Here is a 16,909-nt window from a genome sequence, read left to right as displayed (position 1 = left end):
ACCTTGTCAAGTTTTATTTGCATTTATGGCATTTAATTTGATTTTTGGTCTTTTTTTTTAACCCATTTCTATGGCATGATATAATCCACCCTGCGTCTTTTCAGTTTTATGACTTTAAATTCCAGTTTTTGCAAGCGTCTTTTTATAAACGCGCATTCTTGAATTAAGGTCTAACTGGAAACTTGTTCTGAAAAACAGAATAGGAATACGCTAGGGATGAACTTGAAAACAACAATTTCAGCCCCATCTAAATTACTGAATTTATATTTTAATATTTTATCAGGCAGCATCTTGCTGGAATTCCCTGATGAAATACGCAAGCTATTCACAGATAAATTTAAGCGAATTGTGCTAAAATGCACGGTTTTTTACTGCCACAGATTCAACGAGAAGAGTAAGCAAAAGATGAGCGATATGACTTCCCCTACTTCCCAAGTAGCGGCTCTGATTAGCCGAGGCAAAGAGCAAGGTTACCTAACTTTCGCCGAGGTTAACGATCATCTCCCGGACTCGATCACGGAAAGCGAGCAGATTGAAGACATCATTCAAATGCTGAATGACGTGGGGATTCCTGTACATGACCGCGCGCCTGAATCTGACGATACAATGTTCGAAGGCGGCAATGAAGCGGCTGATGAAGTTGCAGAAGAAGAAGCCGCTGCAGTACTTGCCTCTGTAGAAAACGAACCCGGCCGTACAACAGATCCAGTGCGCATGTACATGCGTGAAATGGGTACAGTTGAACTGTTGACGCGCGAAGGCGAAATCAGCATTGCAAAACGCATTGAAGAAGGCATCCGTGACGTTCTTCATTCGATTGCATATTGGCCAAATGCAGTTGAAGTTGTCCTGCAGGAATATAAAGATTATGAAGCGGGCGAACGCCGCCTTGCTGACATTCTTTCAGGCTATTTAGACCCTGAAAGTGATGAAGAAATTCCGGAAGTTCTGGAAGATGAAGCTGAAATTGCAGAAGAAGATGATACTTCAGGAAAGTCAGCCAAAGATGTAAAATTGGATGATGACGAAGAAGAAGAAGAGTCTGAAAGCGATGATGATTCAGAAGGCGAATCAGGCCCAGATCCTGAAATAGCGAAAGCGCGTTTCACTGAACTTGAAAATGCGTGGAAAAACACCCGCACCGCAATTGAAAAACATGGCCGCAGCAGCAAAGAAGGCGAAGATGCGCTTGAAGCATTAGCCTCTGTGTTCATGATGTTCAAGTTTACACCGCGTTTATTTGAAATTATTTCAGAACTGATCCGCGGCACGCATGAACAGATCCGTACATCTGAACGTGAAGTGATGCGTTATGCAATCCGCCGCGGCCGTATGGACCGTACGCAGTTCCGTACCTCTTTCCCGGGTCAAGAATCAAATTTTGCATGGTTAGATGAGCAAATTGCTAAAGCGCCTGCAGATCAAAAAGCTTATTTGGAAAAAGTTCGCCCTGACATTTTAGCTTTCCAGCAAAAAATTGCAGATATTGAAAAAGAACTCAAACTGAACGTGAAAGAAATTAAAGAAATTTCTAAACGTATGGCTGTCGGTGAAGCGAAAGCGCGCCGTGCGAAAAAAGAAATGGTTGAAGCAAACTTGCGTTTGGTGATTTCGATTGCGAAGAAATACACCAACCGCGGCTTGCAATTCCTTGACTTGATTCAAGAAGGCAACATCGGTTTGATGAAGGCAGTAGATAAATTTGAATACCGCCGCGGTTACAAGTTCTCTACTTATGCTACATGGTGGATTCGTCAGGCAATTACCCGTTCGATTGCCGACCAAGCGCGTACCATCCGTATTCCTGTGCATATGATTGAAACGATCAACAAGATCAACCGTGTTTCACGTCAGCTGCTTCAGGAAATGGGCCGTGAGCCGACACCTGAGGAATTGGGTGAACGCTTGGAAATGGACGAAGTGAAAGTACGTAAAGTACTTAAAATTGCCAAAGAACCGATTTCGATGGAAACTCCAATCGGTGATGATGAAGATTCACATTTGGGTGACTTCATTGAAGATGGCAACATCACATCTCCAATTGATGCCGCGACATCTGAAGGCTTGAAAGAAGCAACGCGTGAAGTGCTGGAAAACCTGACTGAACGTGAAGCGAAAGTATTGAAAATGCGTTTTGGTATTGATATGCCGACGGATCATACTTTAGAAGAAGTGGGTAAGCAGTTTGATGTAACGCGTGAACGTATCCGTCAAATTGAGGCTAAAGCATTGCGTAAATTACGTCATCCTTCCCGCTCTGAACACTTGCGTTCATTCTTGGAAAATGACTGATTGCTTAAAATACAATCTAACTTCTTAAGGCATGATGCAGACTTGAAAATTCATTGACCGTCTCCATTATGTAGTTAAGAGAATCTCAAAGCCTGCACTTTTGCAGGCTTTGTCTATAATTTGAGGTGAACTATGATAGACCGCACTCCATCTCGCGAACTCCGTGAAGATCTTTGGGTATTTCCAATGGACTACCCAATTAAACTCATTGGTAATGCAGGTACAGAATTGCACGGTGCTGTCGTAGAAATTTTAGTGAAGCATTTTCCTGCCTTTGATGAAGCGACTTTAAAAGTGCAGCCTTCCCGTACAGGTAAATATCACTCTATTACTGCGCAGCTTCGTTTTGAAGAGCTTGAGCAAGTTCATGCGCTTTATGCAGATCTTGCGGCTTGCGAACATATCCGCACAGCGCTGTAATCACCTGCTGAATAAAAACACACGCTTTCGGGCGTGTTTTTTTATGCCTGTTTAATTTGTTTAGCAACAGCCTGCTGTGCTTCAGTGCCCCATTTGGGCTGCAATTCATTATAATGAATCTATACATCTGCCATCACAAGGACACTCCGAGCGTGACTGAGACTGCGCAAAAACCCAAACTGATTATTCGTCAGTACAACCAGCTGACCCCCTATGCAGACCGATTTCAAGAAATGAAAACGCTCACTGAGCAGCGTGATGAAAACACTCCGGATGAGCTGTGGATTTTGCAGCACCACGATGTTCTCACCCAAGGTCAAGCAGGCAAACCTGAGCACATTCTTATGGCCAGCAGCATTCCTGTTGTGCAGACAGACCGCGGCGGTCAAGTCACATGGCATGGACCTGGGCAATTGGTCGCCTACTTTATGTTTGATTTGAACCGCTTAGGCTGGAATGTCAGAAGCTTAGTCTCTTATGCTGAAAATTTAATGATAGAACTGCTTAAAAAATACAGTATTGATGCGTATGCCAAAGCTGATGCGCCGGGCGTTTATGTGAATGAACGTAAAATTGGCTCTCTGGGTTTTAAAATCCGCAAAGGGCGTTCATACCACGGGCTGGCTTTAAATATTGACTGTGACCTTTTCGGTTTTCACACCATCAATCCTTGCGGCTATGCAGGTCTGGAAATGGTCCGCATTCAAGACCTCGCAGATCCTTACCCTAAATTTGAGAACTTGTGCGTCGATATCATTGAAACATTGAAAAACAGCGGTTACTTTAAAGAGATTCAGATAGAACAGCGATAAAGCTTTTGCTTTCAGTATGAAAATAAATTAGAGTATTTACTCTAAATAAATAAGATCTAAAAAAGGGATAACCGCGTGATTGCAGCAAAATCTGTTAAGCCCGCATTACAGCTAGCCTATGTCAAGCTCATGATGGATGTGATTGGCAGAGGCTTGGTGATGGCGAGCCAAGTTGATGAAGAAGTCAAACAGGAAGTCACTAAATTTCCAGAAAATTTCACGCTTTCAATGAAAGTTTTCCCAAATGGGCCAGCTTTTATTGCCCGTGTGACTGCTGGCAAGCAGCTGGAGTTGGTGCCGAATTTAGAATCTAAACCCGATCTCACCATTACCTTTAAACATCTGCATCATGCTTTTTTAGTATTTTCTTTTCAGGAAAGTACAGCTCAGGCTTTTGCCAATGACCGCATGATTGCCGATGGTGACATTTCCTATGCCATCCGCCTTGTCCGCTGCTTAAATAAAATGGAAGCGCTGATTCTGCCGAAACTGGTCGCAGAACTGGCTGTCAAAGAATACCCAAGCGATTTAAGCCTAAAAGAAAAACTTACTGGAGCCGCCAACATTTATCTCAAAGTGGCTCAATCCTATTTCAAACGGAGCGCATAACACATGGCTAAACCTTATTACGAATTTTTCTGTCCAGTAAAAGTGATTGCAGGCCATGCTGCCTTAGAACATATTCCGTTTGAACTTGCCGCTTTAGGCGCGGCCCGCCCATTGATCATTACCGATAAAGGCGTACGCAGCAACAATCTGCTTGCACCGATTGAAGCCGCTTTTGAATCGACTGATGCGGTAATCGGCTATATTTTTGATGATGTGCCGCCTGATTCAAGCCTAGAAACTGTCCGCAAGGCAGCGCAGCTGTACCGTGACAATAACTGTGATGCCATTATTGCTGTAGGCGGCGGCTCAGTAATTGATACTTCTAAAGCCACAAATATATTGGTCTCTGAGGGCGGCGATGACCTGCTGAAATATTCTGGCGCGCACAATCTGCCAAAACCATTAAAGCCTTTTTTCGTCATTCCGACGACATCAGGCACGGGTTCAGAAGTCACTATGGTCGCAGTCGTTTCTGATAATCAGAAAAATGTAAAAATGCCGTTTGCATCGTATTACTTGATGCCGCATGCAGCAATTTTAGACCCGCGCATGACCCAAACTCTGCCGCCGCATTTAACCGCCATGACCGCCATGGATGCGATGACCCATGCGGTTGAAGCCTACACGTGCCTTGCCGCCAATCCTATTTCTGACGCCTATGCAACCGCGGCGATTAAAAAAATCAGCGCCAATTTATTTAACGTGCTGGATAACCCAACTGATGCCAATGGCCGTTTAGAATTAGCCCAAGCCTCAACAATGGCAGGCATTGCCTTCTCTAACTCAATGGTCGGTTTAGTGCATTCTCTCGGCCATTCTTTAGGTGCTGTTGCCCACCTGCCGCATGGCCTGTGCATGAATCTATTCTTGCCTTATGTTTTGGAATTCAATAAAGAAACCAATGCAGAGAAGCTTGCAGATTTACTGCTGCCTTTGGCCGGCCCGGATATTTATGCGCAGACCCCTGCCCATCTGCGGGCGGATAAAACCATTTCAACGCTTCAAGCCATGCGTGACCGTATCTATGCATTGACTAAATTACCGCGTACCTTGCAAGAAACCGGTAAAGTTTCTGAAACTCAGTTTGATGAGATTGCAGAGAAAGCGCTGAATGACGGTTCAATCATTTACAACCCGAAAGAAGCCACCCTGCAGGATCTGAAAACTATCTTAGAAAAAGCTTGGTAATTGCTGAAAAATAAGCGAATATAGCGCAAATTCAAGCCTGATGTTTTTTTAAACATCGGGCTTTTATCTTGCAGAAGATAACGTTTGGCGCTTTTTAGCCAAACTGGCATGCTTTCTGCTGAAAAAATTCAAAAGTTGCTGACAAAAGCCGCCTTTTTAGAGTAGATTGGCGCGCTTTTAAAAATAAACACAGGGGGGATCGTTCGTCTCAAACGATCCTTATTCAATATGACTGATCCTTGATCAACGATTTAGAGGAAACGCCGTTGGCTAATACTTCTGGGACTCAATCGGCAGCAAAACTGCAAAAAACGCTAGGCCTCTGGCACATCATCATCATTGGTTTGGCCTATATTCAGCCAATGACCTTATTTGATACTTTCGGCTTGGTGTCGGAAGAAAGTCATTATCATGTGCCTACTTCTTACATTATTGCTTTAATTGCAATTTTGTTCACTTCCATCAGTTACGGACACATGATCCGCCGCTATCCGTCTTCGGGTTCCGCATACACCTATGCGCAAAAATCAATTCATCCGAATGTCGGCTTTATGGTGGGCTGGTCTTCATGGCTGGATTATTTACTGTCGCCAATGGTCAACATCATTTTGGCCGTAATTTATCTGGAAGCGCTGTTCCCAGAAATTAATCACTGGGTGTGGGTCATCGGGCTGACTGCATTCATGACAGCCGTCAACTTGCGCGGCGCTAAATTTGTCGCCAACTTCAACAGTATTATTGTCTTTATCCAGCTGGCTGTGGTTGCCTATTTCACATGGATGGTCTACAGCCTGCTTGAAAGCGGCGTAAATGCTGACGGCACTTTGGTCAATGCAAAATATCAGCTCTGGAGCCTAGAGCCGTTTTGGAATGAATTGACGCAAATAGGCCCTTTAATTACAGGCGCAACTTTGCTCTGCTTCTCATTCACAGGCTTTGACTCACTCAGCTCCCTTGCAGAAGAAACCAAAGATACTGAAAAAACCCTGCCTAAAGCAATTTTCTTAACTGCACTGATTGCGGGCGTGATCTTCATTATCAGCACGTATTTCATGCAGATTTACTTCCCGAACGATCCTAAGACCTACTTTGAAGATGTGGCGGCAACTCAGCCGGATATCCTTCAGGCTGTAGGCGGCGCAGCATTTAAAACAGTCGTGCTTTATTTCGCGATTGTGACTGTCATGGCATCCGGCATCTCTGCGCATGCAGGTGTTTCACGCTTAATGTATGTCATGGGCCGTGATGGCGTGATCAATAAAAAGATTTTCGGACATATCAGCCCGAAAAACTTTACACCGTCTTACAATATTTTAATTGTTGGCGCAGTGGCATTGACTGCCGGCTTTATGGATTTGGACATTGTGATTTCAATGATCAGCTTCGGCGCATTGACCGCATTCACTTTTGTAAACCTGTCTGTGATTTCACGGTATGCGCTGCGTGATGGCCGCACTAAGAACATGAAAGATATTTTCAGTTTTGTGGTGATTCCATTGCTTGGCTTTATCAGCATTTTTGCCATGTGGCTGGAAATTGAAGAAACTGCTCTGAAATTTGGCTTATGGTGGGCAATGTTCGGTATTCTGTATCTTGGCTACAAAACCAAAGGCTTCAAGCACCCTGCTCCGCAGCACAATGAATTTGATGACTCGCATTGATTTGCCTATCTATTCCATAAAAAAGGCGCTTCGAGCGCCTTTTTTATATTCAGATTTTTGTCCGAGCACAATCTTTAGGCTTAACGGATACGGCAGTTGAAACCCATCCGTGTATCTACAATATTGTTTTTATATCCCAGACTCTGAATAAAGGCATTGCGGTCACTCAGCAGCTTTTGATCAGCTTCCGGTAAACGGTTTTGGTTTTGCTGCGCCAATTTCAGCGTTTCATCTACCGATCTTTGATAAATGCCGCACACTTCCTGCCGTTTCGGCTTTTTCAGAATGCGCCCAAACCAGCTTCGTTCAAAATCTTCAGGCTTTAAGGTTTGGCCCCAGTCTTCAATCCGCTGATTCTGCCGTTCACGCAACTCCGACAGCCCCTGCTGCAGCTCTTCTTTGCTTAATGGGCGGACATCCGCCTCTAATACCGTTTCATCCATAGAGACGGCAGGAATAGACTCAGGTGCAGTTTCAATCTTCGCCGCCCAGCTGGGTGCAGAAGCGAAACCAGCTGTCAAAATCACCGCTGCAAAATTCAAATATATTGACTTCAAGTTCTAAGTGCCTGTTTTTGATTCATCATTTTCGTTATACACATTTTTACATTTCATCAGAAGCTGCTGGCTGTTAATTTTACAAAACTTCATCACTTTAAGCTGAAAAAGCCTGCTCCCTATAAAAAAGCCGCTCAATAGAGCGGCTTTTTTTATTGAATCGATTTAAAGCAATTCTTTAAAGCCTTGCTGACGCCATGCTTCATACAAAATAACCGCTGTCGCATTGGACAGATTTAAACTGCGTGAATTGGCAGCCATCGGCAATCTGATCCAGTGTTTTTCTGGGAACATCATGCGTACATCTTCTGGCAAACCGCGGGTTTCCGGCCCCATCAGCAATGCCACTGGACGGTTTAGATTTGAAGTATGCGGCGTTTCAAACCCTTTTGTGGTTAAAGGATAAATTGCATCATTAGCGATGCCCTGCGTTTCCAAATGCGCCAGACATTCCGCAAAATTTTCCCAGACCTTCATATGCGCCCATTCATGATAATCCAAACCGGCACGGCGCAATTTCTTATCATCCAGCTCAAAGCCTAAAGGCTTGACCAAATGCAGCTGTGCTCCTGTGTTGGCGCACAAACGAATGATATTCCCTGTATTCGCTGGAATTTCTGGCTCGTATAAAACTACATGGATCACTGGTTTTCTCTACTTTTTAATAAATGAAGCAAGGCGTAATTCGCCTTGCACTCGGGCAGCGTGACCGCTGCTATCCCTGCTCATGCCATTGCAATTGCTCACGCAGGCTCACAACATCGCCAATAATCGTTAATGTCGGCGCCTGTATCTGATGTTCGGACACTTTAGATGCAATATCTGCCAGTGTGCCAACCACCACTTTCTGCTCAGGTGTGGTCCCTTTTGAAACCAATGCAACCGGCATATCGGGGCGCTGGCCATGCGCAATCAGTTTTTCACAGATTTTTTCCAAACCAACCAAACCCATATACAGCACTAAAGTTTGGTTTTGATAAACCAGCTCATCCCATGGCAATTCAGGAGAACCTTCTTTCAAATGTCCAGTCAAAAATCTGACGCTTTGCGCATAATCCCGATGGGTCAATGGAATGCCTGCATATGCAGAACAGCCGGATGCGGCGGTAATGCCAGGCACAACTTGAAAAGCGACACCGGCAGCGAACAGTTCTTGAATTTCTTCACCGCCGCGCCCAAAGATAAAGGGATCACCGCCTTTTAAACGGCAAACCCGCTTGCCTTCTGACGCATATTTAACCAGCAAGGCATTAATGCCGTCTTGCGGCACAGCGTGATTAGAACGCGCTTTGCCGACATAGATTTTTTCCGCATCGCGGCGGCATAAATCCATAATTGGATCAGACACCAGCCGGTCATAAATGACTACGTCCGCCTGCTGCATTAAACGCAATGCTTTTAACGTCAGCAGTTCAGGGTCGCCTGGGCCGGCACCGACCAAATAGACTTCACCTTTCGGCTGTGTCCACTCAATTAAAGCCTGCTCAATCAGGCGGTCAGCTTCTGCCATATTGTCGTTGAAGACTTGCTCTTTTAGCGGGCTGGCATATAAGTCTTCCCAAAAAATACGGCGCTTATCTGGATTTTCAATTTTAGCTTTTACTGCAGCCCGCCATTTTCCTGAGAATTCTGCAAGCTTGCCCATGCCGTGCGGAATACTGCTTTCAAGCTGAGTACGGATTTGACGCGACAGAACCGGCGATGCGCCATTGGTCGCAATAGATACCACCAGCGGTGAACGGTCAATAATGGCTGGAACCATAAAGCGGCAATGCGGCGGATCATCCACACTGTTGACCAAAACATTTTCAGCCTCGCAGGCCTCAAAAACCGCCTGATTGACTGCTTTATCATCAGTCGCCGCAATCACTAAACGGTAGTCCCGCAGTTTCAAGCCTGTACTGAACAGCGCTTGCACATATTTCCCGCCGCTCTGCTCTACAATTTCCAGCAGATTAGCCGCTATTTCCGGAGAAATAACATGGATAGCGGCACCTGCTTTTTGCAGCAGCACCGCTTTGCGGTAAGCAATATGGCCGCCGCCAACAATCAGACAAGGCTGCTGCTGCAGCTTCAACGAGATTGGAAAAATATCCACACATGACCTCAATACATTTGTTCTGACTGTCTTAAGCAATTATCGTGCACAAAATTACGCTATGCATCGGCTGAAATTAGTCGATGTACTCTGCGCCGCCCATATAAGGGCGCAATACAGCCGGCACTTCAATTGAGCCGTCTGCACGCTGATAATTTTCCATTACAGCCAGCAGCGTACGGCCCACAGCCAAACCGGAACCATTCAGCGTATGAACAAATTCAGTTTTTTTCTGATCGGCACGGTAACGCGCTTTCATCCGGCGCGCCTGAAAATCGCCCATGCAAGAACATGATGAAATTTCACGATAGGTATTTTGGCTAGGCACCCAAACTTCTAAATCATAGGTTTTGATCGCGCCAAAACCCATATCGCCGCCGCACAGGATAATTTTACGGTATGGCAGGCCTAACGCTTGAAGAATACCTTCTGCATGGCCTGTCAGCTCTTCCAAAGCATTCATTGAATCTTCAGGCTTAATAATCTGCACCATCTCAACTTTGTCGAATTGATGCTGACGGATTAAACCGCGTGTATCGCGGCCATATGACCCGGCTTCACTGCGGAAGCATGGGGTATGCGCCGCATATTTCAAAGGAAGGCGCGCTGGATCGATAATTTCATCACGGACAAAATTAGTAACCGGCACTTCTGCGGTCGGAATTAAATAATATTCTTTTTCGCCTTGAAGCTTGAATAAATCTTCTTCAAATTTAGGTAATTGACCTGTGCCGCGTAAAGAATCAGCATTTACCAAGTAAGGCACATACGCTTCTGTATAGCCATTCACATCAGTATGAGTATTCAGCATGAATTGCGTAATAGCCCGCTGCAAACGCGCTAAAGGACCTTTGAGCACGCTAAAGCGGGTGCCGGTCAGCTTGGTTGCAGTTTCAAATTCCAAACCGCCCATCATTTCGCCAAGATCGGTATGATCTTTAATGTCAAAATCAAATTCGCGCGGTGTGCCCCATTTTAAAATTTCAACATTGTCACTTTCATCTTTACCTTCAGGCACAGATTCATGCGGCATATTCGGAATGGATAAAGATTTAGTTTCAATTTCTGCCTGAAGTTCTGCTAATGCAGTTTCTGCAGCTTTAATTTCATCGCCAATGGCAGACATGCGCGACATGATTTCGGACGCATCGCCGCCCGATTTTTTAATTTGACCGACTTGTTTTGCGCCCGCATTGCGTTCTGCCTGCAAGCTTTCAGTTTTAGACTGAATTTCTTTACGGCGCGCTTCTAATGCAGCCCATTCTGCCGCGTCCAGCTGAACGCCGCGTTTTGCCAAGGCTAAATTTACAGCCTCAATATTATTTCTGAGTAATTTCGGGTCGATCATAGCCAATCATTTGCAAAGAAAAAAACTGGCTATAGTGTAAGCTCTTAACGCTAAAAAATACAGTAATCGAGCTTACAGCTGGGGCTTATTAGTACAATAAACTGCAAGATTTTTACAGTTTACTGATTTTCATAATTGGGCAAATTCGGCAAATATTCAGGCTTGAACATTCCTTTAGTCATCTGATAAGGCAAATTCAGTTCTGTCATGCCTTCAGCGTAGCTGGCTAATTCATACAGCGGATAAACAAACACAATGCCGCTGGCGCCATAATAAAAATTATCACTCAGCTGCAGCTTGCCGCGTTCTATATTGTGCTCTTCCAGCCACATAGAATTGGCGTCATATAGCGCACTCATCACTTTGGCCTCTGCGCCTTTTAGCAATACATCCTGCAGCGCCAAACGTTTCTTTGCTTTTAAATCAAAGTTGACGTATTCCACATGATACATGCCATGCGCAGCGCCCGCCGTGTACGTGTAACTTTCCAAAGCGAATGTCGCTATTTTGCCCCATTGGCTGATATAGCGCACACTGGTTGTACTTTGCCCCAAACCCGGTTCTGCACCTTCTGCTAAATTCACCTTTTCATTCGGCACAGTTGAAAATGCAATCGGGTCAGCTTTCTGAATACGCTCTGCAAAATACTGATTAATCCAATCTACATTGGTCTCTACTGTCTGTATCGAATATTGCGTACAGCCTTCAGCATCGCAGGCTTCCGGCTTGGTCAGCTTCATGGCCGCAGCTTTGGATTCAATTAAAGGAATGCTATCAGTTTTGACAGCTGCTGCCTGCTTATTTTTATCACTGTCCTGCACCGGTTCATTTCTAGGCTGGCAGGCCGTCAGCAGGCTGATTGAAAAAAATGCAGCAATTGCAGCTGCCGCAGCCTTTTTATGAAAAACTTTCTGATGAAGCATATTCATGACGAGTTCCCTACTACCCAAAATGCAAAACAAATAAACGATCCCACTATACCTACTCTATACAACTGATAACATTACGAAATGTATCTCCAATTTTGCGTGACTTTTACATCAATAAAAAAAAGCAGGCGAATGCCTGCTTTTTCCGTTTGCTTAAAGCTGTCTCACTATCAGCAAACAATTTTCTGCCGAACAGATTGATCATAACTTACTGATCAATGATGTCAGTTCCTTTCGGTGGTGTAAAATTGAAAGTTGATGCAGGAATAGATGCATTCACTCTCATATTGCTGAACCGCACATATGTGGTTTGGCCAAGTGAGTCCGCAAGAATCATTAATGTTGGCGCTTTATTGGCGCCAAAACTGATGGTTAAGCTTTGAAATGCGCCATCATTATTTTTAGGATACAGCGTGTAATAAGTCTTGGTGTTATTTGGCTGAGTCACCCGGTATGACTGCATAATTTGGCTGGTATTGCCCGAAAGCAGCAGCGCCGGAGTGTTTGCAACCTGATCATCTAAGTTTTGACGCACGGCCTGCTGCAGGTCTGGATCGTAAATCCACACAGTTTTACCCGATGTCACAATCGTCTGCTTAGACGGACTTGACGTTTCCCAGAAAAATTTACCAGGCCGCTCAACCTTCATCACGCCTTTAAAAGTTTGATTCATATGCTGAGCAGACAAGCCCTTTTTCTGTGCAGTTTTACCGCTGCTGACTTTTGTGGTTTGTTCAAAATTGGCAGAAAAACTTTTCACACCGCTGAGCTGTTTCACCAAGCTGGCTGTCGCTTGCTGCTCCGATGCTGCAGTGGCAGCAAAAACTGTTGTACTCATCACAGGTGCTAATGTCGCCGCACCCAATGCCACAGCACACATGGTTTTACGAAGCATATTCATAGATTCACCTTTTTATATTTGCAGCATTGCAATTTGTCAGATTGCCCATCTTAAACCAATTTTTAAGACTAATATGAGTGAAAACAATAAGTTTTGTATTGTTATTAATGCAAAATGCGAAATTTTATTCATCATGATGGAGAAAAGTCAAAAAATAAAAAACCCTCATTTTTTGATGAGGGCTTTTTATCTTAATAAAGTTGAGCATATTGGGCATCTAAGCTATTTCCATTGCCAGCCGATAGAAGCGCCTGCACCAAAGTCACCTTCACTATTGGTTGTAGCTGCAAGCTTATAGACATATTTATTGCTTTCAGTCACGCCGCTGAAACCGACAGCAAACCCTTGCTCGCTTTCCCATGTACCCACACCGACACTGAACATATTGTATCCGGCATCTGTAGGCTGAGGTAAAGAAGCAATCGCAATACTGGATGCTACAGCTGCATGCAGCCCGTCTTTCAAGTTGTCAAAATTACGGTTTAAATCATTGATGCGGTTATTGGTATAACTGTTGGCTTGATTCAAAACAGTTGCGCCATGCTGATCTGTATAAGTCTTAGACTCATTCAGCACATTCAAGTCCGCTTGCCGCATTTGAGCAACGTTTACAGCATCAGTATCTTGTGTACCGGCGGCGACATGAATAATTTGCCGTTCAGCACCTGCAGCGCCCACAGAAACCGTATTGTTTCTATCCGATGCAGAACCGTTGCCCAGAACGACCGCATTGGTGGCAGATGTACTGACGTTATTGCCCAGTACATAGGTATTATCACCGCTGACGGTATTATTATTGCCGATTGCACCTGAATTATTGCCTGACACCGTATTATTTACACCAGCAGCAATTGATTGATCTCCCGCTGCAGTGTTGCCAGCGCCAACAGCAATTGCATCCTGACCGGTTGCGGTAGGTTTAGGAGCGGTATTGGCCACATTAGACTGAATTTTAATATAAGGGTCAGCTAAACCTTTTAAGCTAATCAGCCATTCAGTTTCTGTACCTTCAAAACCATTATTTACAGCAACTTCATATGCACTGAAACCGGTGTCTCCAGTTAAACCTACAGCACCTGTTGCTCCCGTAGCGCCTATCGCGCCAGTATCGCCTTTGGCACCCGTTGCGCCATCTTTCCCATTCACACCATTTGTACCTGCAACACCTTGAGCTCCTGTAGCGCCAGTGTCACCTGTTGCACCTGTTGCACCTGTATCGCCTTTAGCGCCTGTTGCTCCAGTGTCACCTTTGGCGCCTGTAGCGCCTGTTGCACCCGTATCTCCTGTGGCTCCAGTATCACCTTTGGCGCCTGTGGCTCCCGTATCGCCTTTAGCGCCTGTTGCTCCTGTATCACCTTTGGCACCTGTGGCTCCAGTGTCACCTTTAGCGCCGGTTGCACCTGTATCGCCTTTGGCACCTGTGGCTCCTGTATCGCCTTTAGCGCCGGTTGCACCTGTATCGCCTTTGGCACCTGTGGCTCCTGTATCGCCTTTAGCGCCGGTTTCACCCGTTGCTCCTGTATCACCTTTAGCGCCAGTTTCACCCGTTGCTCCTGTATCACCTTTCTCACCTTGTGGACCAGGTGTACCTGAATGACAGCCTGTACGGCAATAATTATCGGTAATGACCGGATCAGAACTGCCGCCAGCCCACACCATACCGCTTACAGCGAAAAGAGCGCTTGCAATCAATGCTCTAGGCATGCATTGAACACGATGATTAGATGACGTTGATTTATATAATTTATGGCTTGAGAAGCTGGATTGATCATTTGACAGCGTAATTCTCAAATTATTTTCTGAAAGTTCCCGATTTTTTTTGGGGCAGTCATTAAGCAATACATTTCTTAATATTTTATTCATGTCCTTATCCTTTTCTTGTATTTCTCCCCTCCTATTACACATGTATTTTTTTGTGACGCAAATCACATTATATTACATAATTGCGACGTAATTATTAGTAAAGATTTCAAAACATTTCTTTATTTTTACTGTGAATTATTATTTATTTTTTTAAATAAATCTTTTGGTAATGATTTATTTGGCAAAAAAAAACCCGCAAAATTTGCGGGCTTTTTTCTATTAAAGCTTAAACTTCAACAGATACGTAGCGACGACCGAATTGGCCTTTCACTTCGAATTTGATTACGCCGTCAGCAGTAGCGAACAAAGTATGGTCACGGCCCATACCTACGTTTGCACCAGCGTGGAATTCTGTACCACGTTGACGAACGATAATGTTACCAGCAGTCACAGATTGACCGCCGTACATTTTAACACCTAACATTTTAGGATTCGAGTCACGACCGTTTTTAGTCGAACCACCGGCTTTTTTAGTTGCCATGTCTATTTACTCCTCGTAATTAGCCTGAAATAGCTGTAATTTTCAACTCAGTGAACCATTGACGGTGACCTTGTTGTTTACGATAGTGTTTACGACGACGCATTTTGATGATGCGGATTTTGTCGTGACGACCATGGCTAACTACTTCAGCAGTTACAGTAGCGCCAGCAACAACTGGTGCACCGATTTGAATGCTTTCGCCATTCACAACCATCAATACATCGTCAAATGTAATAGTTGCGCCAGTTTCAGCTTTCAATAATTCAACTTTAAGGGTTTCACCCTCAACAACACGGTGCTGTTTACCACCGCTTTGGATAACTGCGTACATGATGTACTCCAAGCATGCCCGTGTCGTCGTGCCGGTAAAGGAATATACCGATCTTAAGACGATCGCCACTGGGGTTATACAAGGGCAAGGATTTTAAGCGATATGCAAACAAACAACAAGCCATTTGCACAAAAATTATCAAAGAAGCCATGATTGCTTTATGCACTATTTCTAAAAACGCCAGAACATTGACGCCAGCAGCCAAAACATCTATCAAAAATTCAAATAGATTTTTAAAATCAATTCGCTACTATATACAAATGACGAAATGCCGGAATGTTTAAATGATCAGACATTCCATATTGCATTGGGTGATTGGAACTCGGCTCTGTTTTTAAATTTATACTTAATTTTAATCAATTGCTGAGCTCTTATCTGTAATTATGATACTAAGTTGCTAAACTACAGCAGCAATTTAAAATTACTGAGGCTCTTCTTCACATGACCATCGACTTCAAGCAAGACATTCTCACTCCTGTTGCTACTGACTTTGCCGCGATGGACAAATTTATTAATGAAGGGATCACCTCAAAAGTCGCTTTAGTCATGGCTGTCAGCAAACATGTTGTTGAAGCTGGCGGTAAACGCATGCGCCCTGTTATGTGTCTATTGGCGGCCAAAGCCTGCGGCGCAGAAGACTTAGAAAAACACCGCAAATTGGCGGCTATTATTGAAATGCTGCATACGGCAACACTCGTGCATGATGATGTGGTCGATGAATCAGGCTTACGCCGCGGACGCCCAACAGCCAATGCCACTTGGAATAACCAAACCGCAGTTTTGGTCGGTGATTTTTTAATTTCGCGCGCATTTGATCTGCTGGTTGACTTAAATGACATGGTCTTATTAAAAGACTTTTCGACAGGCACGTGCGAAATTGCAGAAGGCGAAGTTCTGCAGCTGCAGTCTCAGCACCAGCCGGATACATCGGAACAGACCTATTTAGATATTATTCACGGTAAAACTTCCCGCCTGTTTGAGTTGGCGACTGAAGGCGCAGCGATTCTTTCAGGCAAACCTGAATACCGTGAGCCGCTGCGTAAATTTGCTGGCCACTTTGGCAATGCCTTTCAAATTATTGATGATATTTTAGATTACACTTCTGATGCTGAAACATTAGGTAAAAATATTGGCGATGATTTAATGGAAGGCAAACCGACTTTACCGTTAATCTCTGCACTGAAGAATACCGCTGGCGAAGAACATGAAATTATCCGCCGCAGCATTGCAACAGGCGGGACTGCTGATTTAGAACGGGTGATTTCCATTGTGCAGACTTCCGGCGCATTGGATTATTGCAGCCAGCGCGCAACTGAAGAAACCAACGCAGCGCTGGATGCACTCAATGCGCTTCCAGACAGTGAATACCGCCAAGCACTGATTAATCTTGCGAATTTGGCATTGCATCGCATTCAATAA

Annotated in this window: 16 protein-coding genes; 7 read left to right on the top strand and 9 right to left on the bottom strand. The window is 44.5% G+C overall.

Annotated features, from left to right (window positions below; all coding sequences use genetic code 11):
• Positions 1–216 precede the first annotated feature (216 nt).
• The 6 genes from rpoD (at position 217) to AZH43_RS07945 (ending at position 6,982) form a co-directional block, all read left to right on the top strand.
• Complete coding sequence (rpoD, locus tag AZH43_RS07970; protein WP_264753348.1) at positions 217–2,292, top strand: RNA polymerase sigma factor RpoD; 2,076 nt, start codon at positions 217–219, stop codon at positions 2,290–2,292.
• 132 nt (positions 2,293–2,424) lie between these two features.
• A complete protein-coding gene (locus AZH43_RS07965; RefSeq protein WP_067668489.1) occupies positions 2,425–2,712 on the top strand; it encodes a YbeD family protein in 288 nt (95 codons plus the stop codon).
• A gap of 152 nt (positions 2,713–2,864) precedes the next feature.
• On the top strand, positions 2,865–3,524 hold the full coding sequence (gene lipB, locus AZH43_RS07960; RefSeq protein WP_067668487.1) for a lipoyl(octanoyl) transferase LipB: 660 nt from the start codon (positions 2,865–2,867) through the stop codon (positions 3,522–3,524).
• Positions 3,525–3,599: 75 nt separating this feature from the next.
• Positions 3,600–4,133, top strand: a complete 534-nt coding sequence (locus AZH43_RS07955) for a hypothetical protein (RefSeq protein ID WP_067668485.1) — start codon at positions 3,600–3,602, stop codon at positions 4,131–4,133.
• A 3-nt stretch (positions 4,134–4,136) separates the two neighbouring features.
• Positions 4,137–5,321, top strand: a complete 1,185-nt coding sequence (locus AZH43_RS07950; RefSeq protein WP_067668483.1) for an iron-containing alcohol dehydrogenase — start codon at positions 4,137–4,139, stop codon at positions 5,319–5,321.
• Between the two features lie 266 nt (positions 5,322–5,587).
• The gene (locus AZH43_RS07945) at positions 5,588–6,982 is read left to right on the top strand and encodes an APC family permease (protein ID WP_067668482.1); all 1,395 of its coding nucleotides are present in this window, start codon (positions 5,588–5,590) and stop codon (positions 6,980–6,982) included.
• Between the two features lie 80 nt (positions 6,983–7,062).
• Here the strand turns inward: AZH43_RS07945 and AZH43_RS07940 are convergent, their stop codons facing one another.
• From AZH43_RS07940 to rplU, 9 genes are all read right to left on the bottom strand, one after another.
• Positions 7,063–7,539 (bottom strand): hypothetical protein, encoded by a 477-nt coding sequence (locus AZH43_RS07940; RefSeq protein WP_067668480.1) that lies wholly within the window; start codon positions 7,537–7,539, stop codon positions 7,063–7,065.
• A gap of 165 nt (positions 7,540–7,704) precedes the next feature.
• Entirely contained in the window at positions 7,705–8,184 is a 480-nt protein-coding gene (locus AZH43_RS07935; protein ID WP_067668478.1) for a tRNA (cytidine(34)-2'-O)-methyltransferase, read from the bottom strand.
• A gap of 70 nt (positions 8,185–8,254) precedes the next feature.
• A complete protein-coding gene (gene cysG / locus AZH43_RS07930) occupies positions 8,255–9,637 on the bottom strand; it encodes a siroheme synthase CysG (RefSeq protein WP_067668476.1) in 1,383 nt (460 codons plus the stop codon).
• Between the two features lie 76 nt (positions 9,638–9,713).
• A complete protein-coding gene (gene serS / locus AZH43_RS07925) occupies positions 9,714–10,985 on the bottom strand; it encodes a serine--tRNA ligase (protein WP_067668474.1) in 1,272 nt (423 codons plus the stop codon).
• Between the two features lie 119 nt (positions 10,986–11,104).
• On the bottom strand, positions 11,105–11,908 hold the full coding sequence (locus tag AZH43_RS07920; RefSeq protein WP_406564614.1) for an RsiV family protein: 804 nt from the start codon (positions 11,906–11,908) through the stop codon (positions 11,105–11,107).
• 214 nt (positions 11,909–12,122) lie between these two features.
• On the bottom strand, positions 12,123–12,815 hold the full coding sequence (gene lolA, locus AZH43_RS07915; protein ID WP_067668470.1) for an outer membrane lipoprotein chaperone LolA: 693 nt from the start codon (positions 12,813–12,815) through the stop codon (positions 12,123–12,125).
• 222 nt (positions 12,816–13,037) lie between these two features.
• The gene (locus tag AZH43_RS19215) at positions 13,038–14,678 is read right to left on the bottom strand and encodes a YadA family autotransporter adhesin (protein WP_106386926.1); all 1,641 of its coding nucleotides are present in this window, start codon (positions 14,676–14,678) and stop codon (positions 13,038–13,040) included.
• A gap of 226 nt (positions 14,679–14,904) precedes the next feature.
• Positions 14,905–15,159 (bottom strand): 50S ribosomal protein L27, encoded by a 255-nt coding sequence (gene rpmA, locus AZH43_RS07905; RefSeq protein WP_005011531.1) that lies wholly within the window; start codon positions 15,157–15,159, stop codon positions 14,905–14,907.
• Between the two features lie 19 nt (positions 15,160–15,178).
• Positions 15,179–15,490: a 50S ribosomal protein L21 gene (rplU, locus tag AZH43_RS07900; RefSeq protein ID WP_067668468.1), complete on the bottom strand. Its 312-nt coding sequence runs from the start codon at positions 15,488–15,490 to the stop codon at positions 15,179–15,181.
• Positions 15,491–15,931: 441 nt separating this feature from the next.
• Between rplU and sdsA the strand changes: the two genes are divergently transcribed.
• Positions 15,932–16,909, top strand: a complete 978-nt coding sequence (gene sdsA / locus AZH43_RS07895; protein ID WP_067668466.1) for an All-trans-nonaprenyl-diphosphate synthase — start codon at positions 15,932–15,934, stop codon at positions 16,907–16,909.

Source organism: Acinetobacter pragensis (genome assembly GCF_001605895.1).
GTDB lineage: Bacteria > Pseudomonadota > Gammaproteobacteria > Pseudomonadales > Moraxellaceae > Acinetobacter > Acinetobacter pragensis.
This window is presented reverse-complemented; position numbering and strand designations above follow the sequence as displayed.

Coding starts and splice junctions, on each gene's coding strand:
- rplU (WP_067668468.1), bottom strand. CDS start 15,490: ATGTACGCAGTTATCCAAAGCGGTGGTAAACAGCACCGTGTTGTTGAG.
- rpmA (WP_005011531.1), bottom strand. CDS start 15,159: ATGGCAACTAAAAAAGCCGGTGGTTCGACTAAAAACGGTCGTGACTCG.
- lolA (WP_067668470.1), bottom strand. CDS start 12,815: ATGAATATGCTTCGTAAAACCATGTGTGCTGTGGCATTGGGTGCGGCG.
- sdsA (WP_067668466.1), top strand. CDS start 15,932: ATGACCATCGACTTCAAGCAAGACATTCTCACTCCTGTTGCTACTGAC.
- AZH43_RS07950 (WP_067668483.1), top strand. CDS start 4,137: ATGGCTAAACCTTATTACGAATTTTTCTGTCCAGTAAAAGTGATTGCA.
- serS (WP_067668474.1), bottom strand. CDS start 10,985: ATGATCGACCCGAAATTACTCAGAAATAATATTGAGGCTGTAAATTTA.
- AZH43_RS07965 (WP_067668489.1), top strand. CDS start 2,425: ATGATAGACCGCACTCCATCTCGCGAACTCCGTGAAGATCTTTGGGTA.
- AZH43_RS19215 (WP_106386926.1), bottom strand. CDS start 14,678: ATGAATAAAATATTAAGAAATGTATTGCTTAATGACTGCCCCAAAAAA.
- rpoD (WP_264753348.1), top strand. CDS start 217: ATGAACTTGAAAACAACAATTTCAGCCCCATCTAAATTACTGAATTTA.
- AZH43_RS07920 (WP_406564614.1), bottom strand. CDS start 11,908: ATGCTTCATCAGAAAGTTTTTCATAAAAAGGCTGCGGCAGCTGCAATT.